The organism is Streptomyces sp. XM4193, assembly GCF_023072595.1.
Lineage (GTDB): Bacteria > Actinomycetota > Actinomycetes > Streptomycetales > Streptomycetaceae > Streptomyces.
On sequence record NZ_JALLGK010000008.1, the window covers coordinates 220,710 to 233,882 of the forward strand.

Here is a 13,173-nt window from a genome sequence, read left to right on the forward strand (position 1 = left end):
TGTTTGACGGGCGCCCGGTCGGCCGTATCACCGGCTGCGTTTCGGCGGCTCCGGCGGCACTGGGGCCGTACGGGTCGTCGGGCTGTCCGAGGCAAGCTGCGAATCCGATGCATGATCGGTGCAGGTGACGCGGCACGCGGTGCCATTGCCGGGCGCAGGCCCTCTGGACACCGTCCGATGTGCCGGGTTCAATCCGTCGCATCCTCGCCGTCTCCGGGCCCATCGGTGCGAGGGCGTCAACGGGGAAGAGCGCGGAGGAAACTGCATGTCGCTGACCGAGCGGTACGCCTACTATCTGGCCGTTTTCCAGAAGGTCGCGCAGGGTCAGATCCGGTTCGCACTGCGCGCCGGTGACCTCGGCACGCTGCGCAGCTTCGAGCTGCGCGAGGACGGGCGCGGGGTGTGGGCGGAGGTCGTCATCGAAGTGCGCGGCGTCGTCGGCCGCCCCTACGAGCGCAGCACACGGATCATCGACGCCACCGAGCATCCCCCGGAGAACCCACCGGACTTCGCCGCCACCCTGTTCGCCGCCGATGTCGTGCAGGAGGACCTGGACACCCCCGGTCTGCGGCAGCAGTGGGGCGAGAGCTGACGACCCGCGAGGCACAGGCGGACGGCACGGACCCCCGGACTGCACGGACCCCGGACGGCACGGAGCCGCCGACGTACGCACCGGCCGTACGTCTCCGCACTCCCGTGCTCTCTCCGCGCGGTGCGTCCGACGCACGGTGCGTCCGACGCGCAGTGCGTCGGACGCGCGGGGGTGGGGCGACGGGCCGGGGTGGGGCGACGGGCCGGGGCTACCGGCGGGTGCGCCAGAGGTCGCGGAGAAGTGCGATCTCGGCCATGTGGTGGATGAGTTCGAGGTTGACGCCCCACAGGGCATCGACATAGCGCTCGTCGGCGTCGGAGGAGTACGGATAGCGGGAGAAGCCGACGGTGTCCAACTGCTCGTCGGTGACGTTCTCGGCCGCGGCCCGCCAGCGATCGACGGACGCCCAGAAGCGCGTGACGGCCAGAAAGGCGTCGGGGGTGAAGTCCACCATCAGCCTGGGGTCGCGGCGCCGCTCGCCGAAGGTCCACTCCCAGCTGCCCTCGAACTGCACGTGCAGATGCCCCAACCGCCAGGCGATGGTGGTCAACGGCGCGACATCGGGTTCCACCGGACCGGTGTGGCGCAGTACCTCGCGGACGCGTTCGACGCTCACGCTCCAGTCCTGCGCGATCTTCTCGACGCTCATCCCGCTCTCGGCCTGCCGGGCGACCTCCTGGTACTCGCTCCCCGGTATGTCCGGCACCTCCCGGTCCAGCAGCCACTCGCCCGGGCCGAACGCACACGGGGTGCGTGCCAGGCCACGCGGACGGACGGACCAGCAGTCGGGCGCCGGCTCCCACAGGTACTCGTCGTCGCCGAGTCCGGTGAGCCGCAGCTCGGCCATCTCCCTGGCCCGGTCGAACTGGTCGAGCATCAGACGCAGTCGCTCGGGTCGTACATCCTTCGTCTTCACGGTCCGCTCCTCCCGCGGCCACGCCCTCGCAGCCGCCCGGCGGAGGCTAGCGACCGCCCGGGCAAGCCGCGACTGCTTTTCGCGGCGCCGAAGGCCGCCGGCACGCACCTTCACAGGGCCGGTGCGCACGGCGTGCCGCACGTGGGTTCGCCGGTCAGGCGCGCGGTTCGCGGAAGGCGGAGAGAGTGAGCCAGAGGGCGGCGAACGAGCAGCACACGGCGGGAAGTTCGGCGCCCGCGAGCCAGAAGAGCGCGACCAGCATCCAGGCACGCAGGGCGAAGGAGAGCAGCGCTCGGGCAGTGGTCGGCGGAGTGGTTTCCATGTGCCTTCTCCTTCGCGATGGTGGCCGCCGCCCGGTTCGCCGAGCGGACTCGGACGGACCCGTCGGGCCGTGTCGGCCGACGGAACCCGGCGGCGCGGGTCAGCGGGTCAGCGGGTCAGCGGGTCAGCGGGTCAGCGGGTCAGCGGGTCAGCGGGTCAGCGGCCGAGGAAGTACAGGACGGTGGTGGTCGCGGCGATCAGCAGCACGGTGCGGCGCAGGAACACGGCCGAGAGGCGGCGGGCGAGGTGCGCGCCCCCGTATCCGCCGACGACGGCGCCCACCAGCAGTGCGAGCAGCAGCGTCGGACTGCCCCGGACACCGAAGGCGAGCAGGAAGAGCGCCGACGCGCTCAGGTACATCGCAGCGAGCTGCACGATGCGTGCCGGATTGCTGGTGGCTGCGTCGATCCCCAGCCCCACGCTCCACAGCGACAGCATCAGGATGCCTACGGCTCCGCCGAAGTATCCGCCGTAGACACCGAGGACGAACTGCGCCGCGAGCAGGGCGGGTTGGTTCATGCGGACGGGCCGACCGACGAGCGCGCGGAGCATCCGGGGCAACCGGTTGCCGAGCGCGAGCAGCAGTGTGGCGAACGCCAGCAGCCACGGCACGGCCGCGTCGAAGGACGCCGAGGGGAGGGTCAGCAGCAACAGCGCACCGACCGCCCCGCCGAGCACACTCGTGACGGTCAGGGACCGGGTCGAGACCGCCGTGCCAAGCCCGGCTTCGCGGCGGCTGACAAAGGCGGAGGCACAGGCTCCCGGCGTCAGGGCGATCCGCGAGACGATGTTCGCCTCCACCGGCGGCACCCCGAAGGCGACCAGCGCGGGCAGCGCGACAAAGGTGCCGCCGCCGCCAACCGCGTTCAGCGCACCGGAAAGAAGGCCCGCGAGCAGGACCGCAACCGTGACATCCACTCTCCGAGGATCGCTCTGGGGAGCGGAGCCGCACAATGCGCAATCCCCGAACTCAGCCTTAGGCTGGAGCAGAGGCTGACCGGCCACGAGGGTCGGCGACAGCGCCGGGTACGGCCCCGAGGACGGCGGCCGGGAGAGCGCCGGCGGCGCGGACCGGGGAGAGGCTGACCGATGCGGTACGACCTGGACGATCTGCGGCTGTTCCTGCACACCGTCACCGAGGGCTCCATCACCGCGGGCGCGCGGCGGATGCGGTTGAGCCTGCCGTCGGCCAGCGCCCGGATGCGCGCGCTGGAGCGGCACGCCGGGGTCGAGCTGCTGGTGCGCGGCAGGCGGGGCGTACGTCCCACACCCGCCGGTTCGACCCTGGCCCGCTACGCACGCGAAGTGCTGGATCGCACGGCGGAGTTGGAGAGCGCGGTGGCCGGCTACGTACGGCCGTCGACGGCTCCGCTGACCCTGCTGGCCGGGGGTTCGGCGATGCACCGGCTCGTCCCCCGGGCACTGGCCTCCTTCCTCCGGGAGCATCCGGACGTGGATGTCACCGCCTCGGAGAGCCGTACGCCGCACACGATGCGCCGCCTCGCCGAGGGCGGGGTCGACCTCGGGATCGTGCTGGACGACGAGGTGCGGGAGGGCGCTGCTTCTCTGGAGGTCCTGGGGGACGACTCGCTGGTGGTCATCGGCCGCCGCGGCGGGCCTCTGGCCGGGCGCTCGGCGCTCACCCACGACGAGGTCGCCGAGCATCCCCTGGTGGGCCTCAACCCCGATTCGTCACTGCGCCGCTGGATCGAGGCCCATCTGGAGCCGCACGCGGTGGCGCCCCGCTACCGCACCACGGTCGCGGGGCTGGGCGCGGTGGTCTCACTCGTACTGGCGGAGGTGGGCCTGGCCGTCGTGCCACGACGCACCGTCGGGTCCGATCTGCCCCTGGACATCTGCGAGTTGCGCGAGCCGTGGGCACGTCGCACCCATCTGCTCGCGCGCGGGATCTCCGCGCCGCCCGCCGACGCGGACACCGCGACGGGGGCCTCGACGTCCGTCTCGGCCACGGTCGACGCCCTCGCCGACCACATCCGCCGTGCCGCACGCGCCGAACCGGAACCGCCCTTCCGCCACGACGAAGACCGGCACGGCGGCGGACACGACAGCGGGGCGGGCGGGACCGAGGGGACCGACGACCGGGACGGCCCGGACGGCGGCGGAGGTGGCGGCGGGTCTGCCCGGAAGCGGTGAACGGACCGCCCGTCCGCGGGCGGGCGCGTACGAGCGCATCAGGAGTCACGGGGCGGCGCATCAGGAGTCACGGGGCGAGCGGGCAGGTGGCCAGGCAGGCAGGCAGGTGGTTAGCGGGGCAGACGGGCGGGCGGCTCAACGTTGTCGCAGCGCGAGCAGCGCGTTCCAGGCGTCCAACGGGCCGCGGAACAGCGCCTGTTCGGGCTCCGCGGGCCGGCGGAGCAGGTACCCGGTGGCGTGGAAGGAGAGCTCGCCCCACGGCTCGCGGACGTGCAACCGGTCGAGCGCCCAGCCGCGTTCCTCGCACACGATCCACGGCACCACGGCCGTACCCGCCTCCGGCGCCAACTCCCCGCCCGCAGCAGCCCGTTGTACGACGCTCTCCTCGATCGGCAGCGGTTCGACCGCACTCGGCGGCAACACCCGAAGAGTCGAAACGTCGTCGGCCGCCCCCGCGCACCGGTCGAGCCGGTCCGCCAACGCCTGTCGGCAGCCCCAGAGTTCGGCGACCACCGACAGGCCGGCCCGCAGCTCCCCGCCGATCGCCACGCCGTGCGCGCACAGCCCGCGGATCGCGGCCTCGATGGCCGCCTCCTGCTCGCCGATGTCTGCCCACTCCTCGACCGCCGCCACCTCGGCCTCGGGCAGCAGCGCCACCGCCGCCCGCCAGACCGCCCGCTCGGTCTCCCGCTCGCCGCTCTCCCCCGTCACGCCGTCAGCGTAGCCACGGCCCGCCCCGAACGGCCCCGGACCGTCCTCGGCCCCGGCGCCGCTCCGGCGCCGCTCCGGTCAGGGGGCGGTGGGGAGCCTGGGCAGGCCGTAGGCGTCGGCGATCAAGTCGTAGGAACGCAGCCGGGCATAGGCGCTGTGGGCGTTGACCGTGAGCATCAGCTCGTCGGCGCCGGTGCGCTTGACCAGCTCGTCCAGCCCCTCCCGGACGCGGTCCGGCGTGCCGTGCACGACATTGCCCAACCAGGCTTCGGCGTATGCGAGTTCACCATCGGTGTAGGGGTGGGACTCGGCCTCCTCGGGGGTCGGCACCAGACCCGGGTTGCCCCGGCGGAGCCGGATCATGGAGAGCATGCCGGTCATCACCTGGCGCCTGGCCTCCCGCTCGTCCTCGGCCGCGAGGGTCGCGACACCGATCTTCGCGTACGGCCGGTCGAGGATCGCCGACGGCCGGAAGGACTCGCGGTAGAGATCGAGCGCCGGGACGGTGTTCTGCGCGGAGAAGTGGTGCGCGAAGGAGAACGGCAGCCCCAGCGAACCGGCGAGCTGCGCACTGAAGCCGCTGGACCCCAGCAGCCAGATCTGCGGCCGGTCGGAGGACTGCACCCCACCGGGCGAGGTGCCCTGCACCGGCCCCGGAACGGCGTGGATGCGGTGGTAGCGGTGGCCGGAGGGGAAGTCGTCGTCGAGGAAGCGCGTCAACTCCGCGAGCTGCTGCGGGAAGTCCTCCGCGCCCTCGCGCAGCCGATCGGTACGGCGCAGCGCGGCGGCGGTCGCTCCGTCGGTGCCCGGTGCCCGCCCGAGCCCGAGGTCGATCCGGCCCGGCGCGTACGCCTCCAGGGTCCCGAACTGCTCGGCGATCACCAGCGGCGCGTGGTTGGGCAGCATGACCCCGCCGGACCCCAGACGGATCCTGGTGGTGTGCGCGGCGAGGTGCCCCAGGATCACGGCGGGTGAACTGCTCGCGATACCCGGCATCGAGTGGTGCTCGGCGACCCAGTAGCGGGTGAAGCCGCGCCGCTCGGCGAGCCTGGCGAGGTCGACCGAGGTGCGCAGCGCCTCGCCCGCGGTGCTGCCGGCGCCCACCGTGGCCAGGTCCAGCACGGAGAGCGGCACCGGAGCGCTGCCGTGTGCGGTGCCCCGCACCCGGTCCTCGCCCTGGGCGGGCCCGCCCGTGACGGGCTCCCCGCCCGCTCCGCGCTCCTCGGCTCCGCGAGGGGCATCGCTGCTGTTCCTGTCGTCGGTGCCGGCCATCTGGCCTTCCTTTCCGCTGGTGCGCCCTGGCGCGCGGCACAGGCACTCCCCGGGCGCGCGACTACACCGGGCCAACCACCGGGTGCGGCATCCCTATTCCGCACCCGAGGCGTCGCCCGCTGTAGAACGGGTCACAGGGCTCGCTCGGGACGGGGAGGGGCAGCCGGGCCGCTCCCGCCTCGGGCTCACGCCTCCAGTCGACGACGCCACTCCAGGGGCGAGAGCAGGATGGCCCGGTCCGGGCTGCCGTCCCAGTCGCTGGTGAGGCCGACCGACTCCGCCGCGGCGACGATCTCCCGGCCGACGGCGACGGTGGTGCTCTCCGAGCCGTCGAAGCCGCCGTAGTGGAGCGTCAGCCCGCCACCGCCCGCCGCGCGCTCGGTGGACTGGGTGTGGAAGTAGACGAACCCACGGCTGCCTGGGGCGCGTTCGGCGCCTATCTCGGCGTTCCCGCAGGTGCGGCAGCAGGTGAAGTGCTCCCGGGCGGTGATGCCCGCAGCCTCCAGGGCGACGAAGGCACGCGTGAGCCGCTCGGGGTCCGTCTCGCCCCGCCAACCGGCCTGCTCGGCGAGCCGCTCCCGCCATCTGCGCTCGACCAGCGCTTGCGCCGCGCCGTCCGGCAGCGAGTCGTCGAGCTCCTCCTCCAGATGCTCCTCTACGAGGTCCAGCAGGTCGTCGAGGTCTGTGTAGCCCGCCACCAGCGCCTCACGGATGCGCTCCTCCAACTCCTCGCGCTCCTCGGCGTCGAGATCGTCGAAAGCGGCGAGCGCGTCGAGATCGTCGGGGTCGTCCGGTTCATCGGGGTCGTCGAGCGCTGCGGGATCGTCGGGGGATGCGGGAACCGCGTCGGGGCTCTCGGGTCTGCGGGCCTCGGTGGCGTCCGCTTCGAGGGGCGTCCACTCCAGGCCGGTGTCCCATCCCGGTGAGCGGCGCGCCCAGCCCTCCAGGGCGGCGACCACCGGCTCCGGGCGGTCCACCGAGGTACGGAAGTGGCGGTCGGCCGTGCCCTCGCGGTGCTCCAGCGTGTATGCGCCTCCGGACTCGTGCCAGAGCTGGGCGAACACCCCGGCCTGCTCCGGTGTGCGGCCGAGCACCAGAAACCGGTCCGCACGCGCGCCGATCCGCCGGACCAGCCGGCCCAACTCCTCGGCGGAGACGTGCTCCAGCCGCTCCCCGCGCTCGGTTTCCACCGTGATCTCCAGCATGTCGCCGACTCTGCCACGCCCCACTGACAACCGGCGCCGCGGGTCGGGCCGTGGCCGGCGTCGGGCGGCCGGCCCGGCGCGGGGTACGGCTCCGACTCGCGCCGCGGGCCGGGCGCTCGCACACTCGGGGGATGGAGAAGTTCTCGCTGGAGGCACAGGGCAGGGAACTGCTCGCGGACGCGGGCGGGGCCGCCTCCGGGCGCAGCGCGAAGACGGTCTACGGCGGCCACGAGCACGTACTGCGGCAGACGCTGATCGCCCTGCTGGAGGGCCGCGAACTGACCGAGCACGAGAGTCCGGGCGAGGCGACGCTGCTGGTGCTGCGGGGTCGCGTACGGCTGCGCGGCGAGTCGGCCGCCTGGGACGGGGTCGCACGCGACCTGCTGGTCGTCCCGCGCGAACGGCACGGTCTGGAGGCGCTGGAGGACTCGGTCGTCCTGCTCACCGTCGCCAAACCGGGCTGACCTCCGCCCTCACCCCGGACCCGGCGTCGCCCTTCGACGGGCCACCGGTCCGCCGACGCGGTTGCCGCCGGCCCGCGGCGATTGTCCGGCCGCCCGTCGCCGAGCCCGCTCAGCGGTCCGTGGGACCGTTGCGGGGCGCCGTCGGCACGGAGGGGGCGGCAGCGGCGGGCAGGCAGGTGATCTCGGCGAGTTCGGGCACGGTGTCCGCGTTGTCGATGTCGCCGAGCGCTCTGCCCGCGAGGGCGGGCACGACCTGTGCGGTGGCGCGCAGCGCGGCACCGTCGACGACGGGTTCGAGGTAGCCGACCGCACCGCGTTCGTCCTCGGGTGCGTCGCAGCCGAGCTGTACGCCGTGCAGCCAGCCGACTCCGATGTCCGCGGCGGCGGTTCGGCCGCCGGCGGAGAGCGCCTGGACGGCGAGGGCGGTGCTGTTGGAGTTGGCGGCCGTCGCGCCCGTACCGGCGTAGTCGAAGCCGCCGCTGTCGTGCTGGCGGGACTCCAGCCAATCCAGGGCAGGGGTCGCGTCGGCGGTGCGCCCGGCGGCGAGCAATGCCTGGACGGCCATGCCGGTGCTGTCGACGTCCGCGGTGCACCGGTCGGGGTCGGAGCCGAGCGAGAGCGGGTAACCGCCGTCCGCGCAGCGGGTGTCGGCCAGGAAGTCGACGGCCCGTACGGGTGCCTCGCCGGCGCGGACCAGGGCCAGCACCGCCAGAGACTGGGTGAACTGGTTGGACCTGTCCCCCGAGACGGTGTCGTCGGTGAACCGGCCGTCGTCCTGGAGCCGGGCGCGGAGCGTGGCGAGGAGATCGACGCCGCCGAAGTCCTCCGCGTCGCGGTTCGCGCGGTCGACCCCCGCCACCAGTGCGAGTTTCGCCGTCGCGCCCGCGTTCACGTCGCCGCTCACCCCGCGGCTGATGTACTCCTCGGCGCCCTCCTCCAGCCAGTCCCCGGCGGCGGCGACCGTGCGCCCGCCGGTGGACGTGGACGCGAACGCGAGCACCAGGTCGGCGGTGAGCCCGTGATCGCCGGAGGCGTGGCTGCCGTCGGTGAGTCGGGAGGCCGCCCAGGTGGCCGCCGCGGTGGCCGGTGACTCCAACCGCGCCGCCGCCGGAACGCCGACGGACCCGGCAGGTGCGGCCGTTCCGGCGGGTACGGAGAGCCCGGCTCGGGCGGCCGTTGCGGCGTGGGCGGCCGTTGCGGCGTGGGCGGTTGCCGAGCCCGTGCCGCCGAGCACGAATGCGCCGACGAGCACCAACGCCGTGGCCCGGGCGGTGAGTCGGGCGCACGGACGGCGCGGGGCGGTGGTCGATGGCTGCGTCATCAGCCGGTCTCCTTCTCGGATGCGAGCGGCGGAAGCGGCGACGGGTCGGCCCGATCGGCGGACGCCGGCTGCTCCCGCGGTGGCTGTTCGGCGGGGGTGTGCAGTTCGGTGCGGGTGTGCAGTTCGGCGGGGGCACGCTGTTCGGTGGCGGGCCGAGGGGCTTCGGACGGTGCCCGGAGCCGGAGGCGTCCGAGCCGGCGGAGGTGTCCGATCCGGCGAACGGGCCCGGGTGTTGCGGGAGTTGGCGCCGCGGCTGCTGCGGGAGTGCCGGCGAACCCCGGTGCTGCCGTCGGTGCGACGGCGGGACCGAAGCTGACCGGCGCGTCGAAGGCGGCCCGGCGGGCGGCGCGGCGCAGCGCGGCGAGCACGGCCGGGCCGACGAGCAGGATGGCCGCGAGGTTCGTCAGCGCCCGCCCGGTGTCCCACCCGAAGGTGGAGGTGGCGAGGGTGAAGATCAGAAAGGTGTGGAGGTTCTGCGGCACCGAGGCGTCCGGGTCGAAGGACAGCTGGGTGTCGATTCCGGCCGTGAACGGCCAGAACCACATGTTCATGATGAAGCCGAAGAGGTACGCGGCCACCACCCCGTACGCGGCGAGCATCGCGATCTCTGCGCGTCCGGTCACCCGGCGCGGCAGCAGCCCGGCGCCGAGTCCGATCCAGGCGGAGGCGATCATCTGGAACGGCAGCCAGGGGCCGACGCCCGCGGTCAGCAGTGCCGAGGCGAAGAGCGACAACGAGCCGAGCGCGAAGCCGAATCCGGGCCCGAAGACCCGTCCGGCGAGCACGAGCAGAAAGAACACGGTCTCGATGCCCGCGGTTCCCGCGCCGAGCGGCCTCAGTCCGGCGTTGATCGCGCACAGGACGCCCAGCAGTGCCAGCGCCTTGGTGTCGATGCCGCCCGAGGACAGCTCGGCGAGCACGACGGCGAGGATCACCGGCATGGCGACGATGAAGATCAGCGGCGCGTCGGCCGAGTGCGCCATCGCCTCCGGCTGCGGGGGCGCGAAGAGCGGCCAGAAGAACATGGCCAGGCCGGCGACGCTCGCGAGCGTCAGCACCGCGGCGGTGCGGAGGCTGATCCTGATGGCGGAGACCCGGTGGCCGCGAGGGAAGCGCGGGCCGGGTTCCGGCGCCCGCGCCCGGGGTGGTGCGGTGCCCTCGCCGCGACGCCGCGACGCTTCGGCCAGCGCACCGGACGGGCGCTCGGCGGACAGGCGCTCGGGAGACGGGCGCTCGACGGACGGGCGTACGGCGGACGGGCGCTCGCCCGGACGGTCTTTCACGCGGGCACCTCCGAGGTGTTCAGCGCCCGGGCGACCTGTTCGACCGTGAGCCACTCCCCCGGGCTCAGGACCTTCGCCACCTGAGGCGCGAACGCCGGTGAGGAGACGACGACTTCGGCGGTCGGGCCGTCCGCGACGACTTCGCCCTCGGCCATCACCACCACCCGGTCGGCCGCCCCTGCCACGAACTCCACGTCGTGGGTGGCGACCACCACCGCCCGCCCCTCGGCGGCCAGGCCGCGCACTACCTCGGTGAAGCGCTGCTTGGCCCGGTAGTCGAGCCCTCTGGTCGGCTCGTCGAGCAGTACGACTCCGGGGGCGGCGACGAGCTGCACCGCGAGGACGAGCGCGAGCCGCTGCCCCTCGGAGAGGTCGCGCGGATGACGTTCGCCGGGAATCCCCGGGGCCAGGGAGTCCAGCAGCTCCCGGCAACTGCCGCCGGGCGCACCGGACTCCAGGTCGCCCTGTGCGCACTCGGCGTCGACGCTCTCCAGATAGAGCAGGTCGGCGGCGGTCTGCGGCACGAGGCCGACCAGTTCGCGCGCCCGGGCGGCGGAGACCTCGGCCGGGTCCTCGCCGGCCACCCGTACGCTGCCCGACCGCCGGGGGCCGGAGCCCTGGAGCGCCCAGAGCAGGGAGGACTTGCCGGAGCCGTTCCGGCCCATCAGCGCGACCACCTCACCGGGCTGAAGGCGCAGGTCCACCTCCCGCACGGCGATGACGGGACCGTAGGAGACGACCACCGCGGCTGCCTCCAACACCGTTGCCGCGGCGCTGTGTTCGGGCCTCGCGGACCGCCCCCGCCCCGCGGCGGACGGGCCGGCGGGCAGGGCGGCGGGTGGGCCGGCGGGCGGGGCGGCGAGTCGCTGACGCAGCTCGGCGGCCGACCGGCGGGCGTCGCGGACCGACAGCGGCAGCGGCTGCCACCCGGCCAGGCGCCCCAGGCGCACCACGGGCGGGGCGATGTCGCGGTGCACGCCGCCGCCCAACTCCGCCATCAGGGAGGCGGGTTCGCCGTCGAGCACCCGGCCGTCGCCGGGCAGGTACAGCAGTCGGTCGGCGTACTGCATGACCCGCTCCATCCGGTGCTCGGCCACGAGCACCGTGGTACCGAGGTCGTGGACGAGGCGGATGATCGCGGCCAGCACGTCCTCGGCCGCCGTGGGGTCGAGCGCGGAAGTCGGCTCGTCGAGGACCAGTACGGCGGGGTGGGCGGTGAGCACCGAACCGATGGCCACCCGCTGCTGCTGCCCGCCGGAGAGCGTACGCAGCGCCCGGTGCCGCAGTTCAGCGATGCCGAGCAGGTCCAGGGTCTCCTCGACACGTTTGCGCATCACCTCCGCGCTGACGCCCAACTGCTCCATTCCGTAGGCGAGTTCCTCCTCGACCGTGTCGGTGACGAAGCCGGCGAGCGGGTCCTGTCCGACGACTCCGACCAGATGCGCGAACTCCTGGGGCGGCTCGTCCTGTGTGCTCTGCCCGGCGACGCTGACCCGGCCGCGGAGGTGACCGCCGGTGAAGCGGGGCACGAGCCCGTTGACCGCACCGAGCAGCGTGGACTTGCCGACCCCGGTGGGCCCGGCGATCAGGCACAACTCCCCTTCGGGTATGTCGAGTTCGACCGATTCCAGAGTCGGCCGCTCGGCGTCCGGATAGACGAGCGTGACTTCTTCGAAGCGGATCACTGCACGTTCTCCTTCGTGGGCGCGGCCTCGTCGGCGGGCCCGTCCGCGGCGGCTCGCGGAGGTGAACTCCCGTACCGATGCGCGGTGTTCGCACCGGCGCCGGCCGTCGACCGTCCGACTTCGGTTGCCGGCGGCCCGGTGGGGTGTGTGGGCGGGGGCGGCGGTGCGAGCCAGGCCGGGAGGACGCCGAGCAGGACGGCGACGGCCGGCAGCAGGGAGACCTCGGGCCAGCTGAGCGGGGACAGCGAGGGATAGAGGTTCGCCGGGTCGACGCGGGTGGTCAGGTACATCAACGCACCCGTCCCCAACCCCGCGCCCACCACCAGGAGTTCACCCGCTCGCCAGCCGTCCGGCCGGTAACGGCTGCGACGCACCCGGCGACCGCCGAGCAGAAAGCCGACGACGGCGACCGCGAGCCCGGCGACCAGGAGCGGCCCGCCCATGTAGACCGGGGTGGAGGAGTCCATCACCCCGTACAGCCCGGCGCACACGCCCAGCAGTCCGACCAGCACCAGGAAGCCCGTCAGCAGCCGGGTGCGGGCGGGCACTCGTCCGGTGCGCCCGTACCCGTGCGAGGCCATCGCGGCGGCCAGTGCCAGCGAACGGTTCAGTGCGTCCTCCAGCACCGGGATGACGATGCCGCGCAGCGCCCGCATGCCCTTCTGCCGCCCGCCGCGCAGCCGTCGGGCCCGACGCACCCGGGCGACGCTCTCGATGAGCTGGGGCGCGACCGTCAGCGCCACCACGACCGAGGTGCCGACCTCGTACAGCGCGCCGGGCAGCGCCTTGAGCATCCGCTTGGGGTTGGCCAGCGCGTTGGCGGCGCCGATGCAGATGACCATGGTGGCCAGGCGCAGCCCGTCGTAGAAGCCGCCGAGCAGCTGCTCGGCGGCGACCGGCCCGAACAGCCGTATCCCCGCCGCCCATTCGGGCAGCGGGATCTGCGGCAGGGTGAAGAGCACGGTGTCGCCCTGGCCGCCGCCGAAGACGATCCGGAAGCCCACCCGCATGACCACGATGAACGCGCCGAGCATCAGGTACATCCGGAACGCCAGCGCCCACGGTGCGTCCGTGCGGCGCTGGACGACGACAAAGCCGGCGACCGCGAGGATCATCGCCAGCAGCACCGGGTTGGTGGTGCGGCTGGCCGCGGTGGCCAGGCCGAGCGCCCACAGCCACCAGGCACCGGGGTGCACGGCGCGCGGCAGCTGTGGGCCCAGGAGGCGGGGCCGGACAGCGCGGTCCCGGC

The 13,173-nt window shown here is 73.8% G+C and carries 13 protein-coding genes; 3 read left to right on the top strand and 10 right to left on the bottom strand.

Features of this window, described 5'->3' with window-relative positions; all coding sequences use genetic code 11:
* Positions 1–265: 265 nt before the first annotated feature.
* A complete protein-coding gene (locus MTQ01_RS20560) occupies positions 266–592 on the top strand; it encodes a hypothetical protein (RefSeq protein ID WP_247492188.1) in 327 nt (108 codons plus the stop codon).
* Between the two features lie 208 nt (positions 593–800).
* Here the strand turns inward: MTQ01_RS20560 and MTQ01_RS20565 are convergent, their stop codons facing one another.
* From MTQ01_RS20565 to MTQ01_RS20575, 3 genes are all read right to left on the bottom strand, one after another.
* Positions 801–1,469: a DinB family protein gene (locus MTQ01_RS20565; protein ID WP_282613956.1), complete on the bottom strand. Its 669-nt coding sequence runs from the start codon at positions 1,467–1,469 to the stop codon at positions 801–803.
* A gap of 193 nt (positions 1,470–1,662) precedes the next feature.
* Positions 1,663–1,830 (bottom strand): hypothetical protein, encoded by a 168-nt coding sequence (locus tag MTQ01_RS20570; RefSeq protein WP_247492191.1) that lies wholly within the window; start codon positions 1,828–1,830, stop codon positions 1,663–1,665.
* Positions 1,831–1,985: 155 nt separating this feature from the next.
* Entirely contained in the window at positions 1,986–2,747 is a 762-nt protein-coding gene (locus MTQ01_RS20575) for a sulfite exporter TauE/SafE family protein (RefSeq protein ID WP_247492193.1), read from the bottom strand.
* A 171-nt stretch (positions 2,748–2,918) separates the two neighbouring features.
* On the opposite strand from MTQ01_RS20575, the gene MTQ01_RS20580 reads away from it, so the two are divergent.
* A complete protein-coding gene (locus tag MTQ01_RS20580) occupies positions 2,919–3,983 on the top strand; it encodes a LysR family transcriptional regulator (RefSeq protein WP_247492194.1) in 1,065 nt (354 codons plus the stop codon).
* Positions 3,984–4,118: 135 nt separating this feature from the next.
* Here MTQ01_RS20580 and MTQ01_RS20585 read toward each other — a convergent pair whose 3' ends face one another.
* From MTQ01_RS20585 to MTQ01_RS20595, 3 genes are all read right to left on the bottom strand, one after another.
* Positions 4,119–4,694 (bottom strand): hypothetical protein, encoded by a 576-nt coding sequence (locus MTQ01_RS20585; RefSeq protein ID WP_247492195.1) that lies wholly within the window; start codon positions 4,692–4,694, stop codon positions 4,119–4,121.
* A 78-nt stretch (positions 4,695–4,772) separates the two neighbouring features.
* The gene (locus tag MTQ01_RS20590) at positions 4,773–5,966 is read right to left on the bottom strand and encodes an LLM class flavin-dependent oxidoreductase (RefSeq protein WP_247492196.1); all 1,194 of its coding nucleotides are present in this window, start codon (positions 5,964–5,966) and stop codon (positions 4,773–4,775) included.
* 185 nt (positions 5,967–6,151) lie between these two features.
* Positions 6,152–7,171, bottom strand: a complete 1,020-nt coding sequence (locus tag MTQ01_RS20595) for a hypothetical protein (RefSeq protein WP_247492197.1) — start codon at positions 7,169–7,171, stop codon at positions 6,152–6,154.
* A gap of 131 nt (positions 7,172–7,302) precedes the next feature.
* On the opposite strand from MTQ01_RS20595, the gene MTQ01_RS20600 reads away from it, so the two are divergent.
* Positions 7,303–7,635, top strand: coding sequence for a cupin domain-containing protein (locus tag MTQ01_RS20600; protein WP_247492198.1), 333 nt, complete (start codon positions 7,303–7,305; stop codon positions 7,633–7,635).
* Positions 7,636–7,744: 109 nt separating this feature from the next.
* Here the strand turns inward: MTQ01_RS20600 and MTQ01_RS20605 are convergent, their stop codons facing one another.
* From MTQ01_RS20605 to MTQ01_RS20620, 4 genes are read right to left on the bottom strand one after another with little or no spacing between them, the layout of a single operon-like run.
* Entirely contained in the window at positions 7,745–8,956 is a 1,212-nt protein-coding gene (locus MTQ01_RS20605) for a prenyltransferase/squalene oxidase repeat-containing protein (protein ID WP_247492199.1), read from the bottom strand.
* Complete coding sequence (locus tag MTQ01_RS20610) at positions 8,956–10,239, bottom strand: ECF transporter S component (protein WP_247492200.1); 1,284 nt, start codon at positions 10,237–10,239, stop codon at positions 8,956–8,958. The genes MTQ01_RS20605 and MTQ01_RS20610 overlap by 1 nt, the downstream gene beginning before the upstream one ends.
* On the bottom strand, positions 10,236–11,924 hold the full coding sequence (locus MTQ01_RS20615; protein ID WP_247492201.1) for an ABC transporter ATP-binding protein: 1,689 nt from the start codon (positions 11,922–11,924) through the stop codon (positions 10,236–10,238). Before MTQ01_RS20615 ends, MTQ01_RS20610 begins: the two co-directional genes overlap by 4 nt.
* Entirely contained in the window at positions 11,921–13,120 is a 1,200-nt protein-coding gene (locus tag MTQ01_RS20620; protein WP_247492202.1) for a CbiQ family ECF transporter T component, read from the bottom strand. The genes MTQ01_RS20615 and MTQ01_RS20620 overlap by 4 nt, the downstream gene beginning before the upstream one ends.
* Positions 13,121–13,173: the final 53 nt, after the last annotated feature.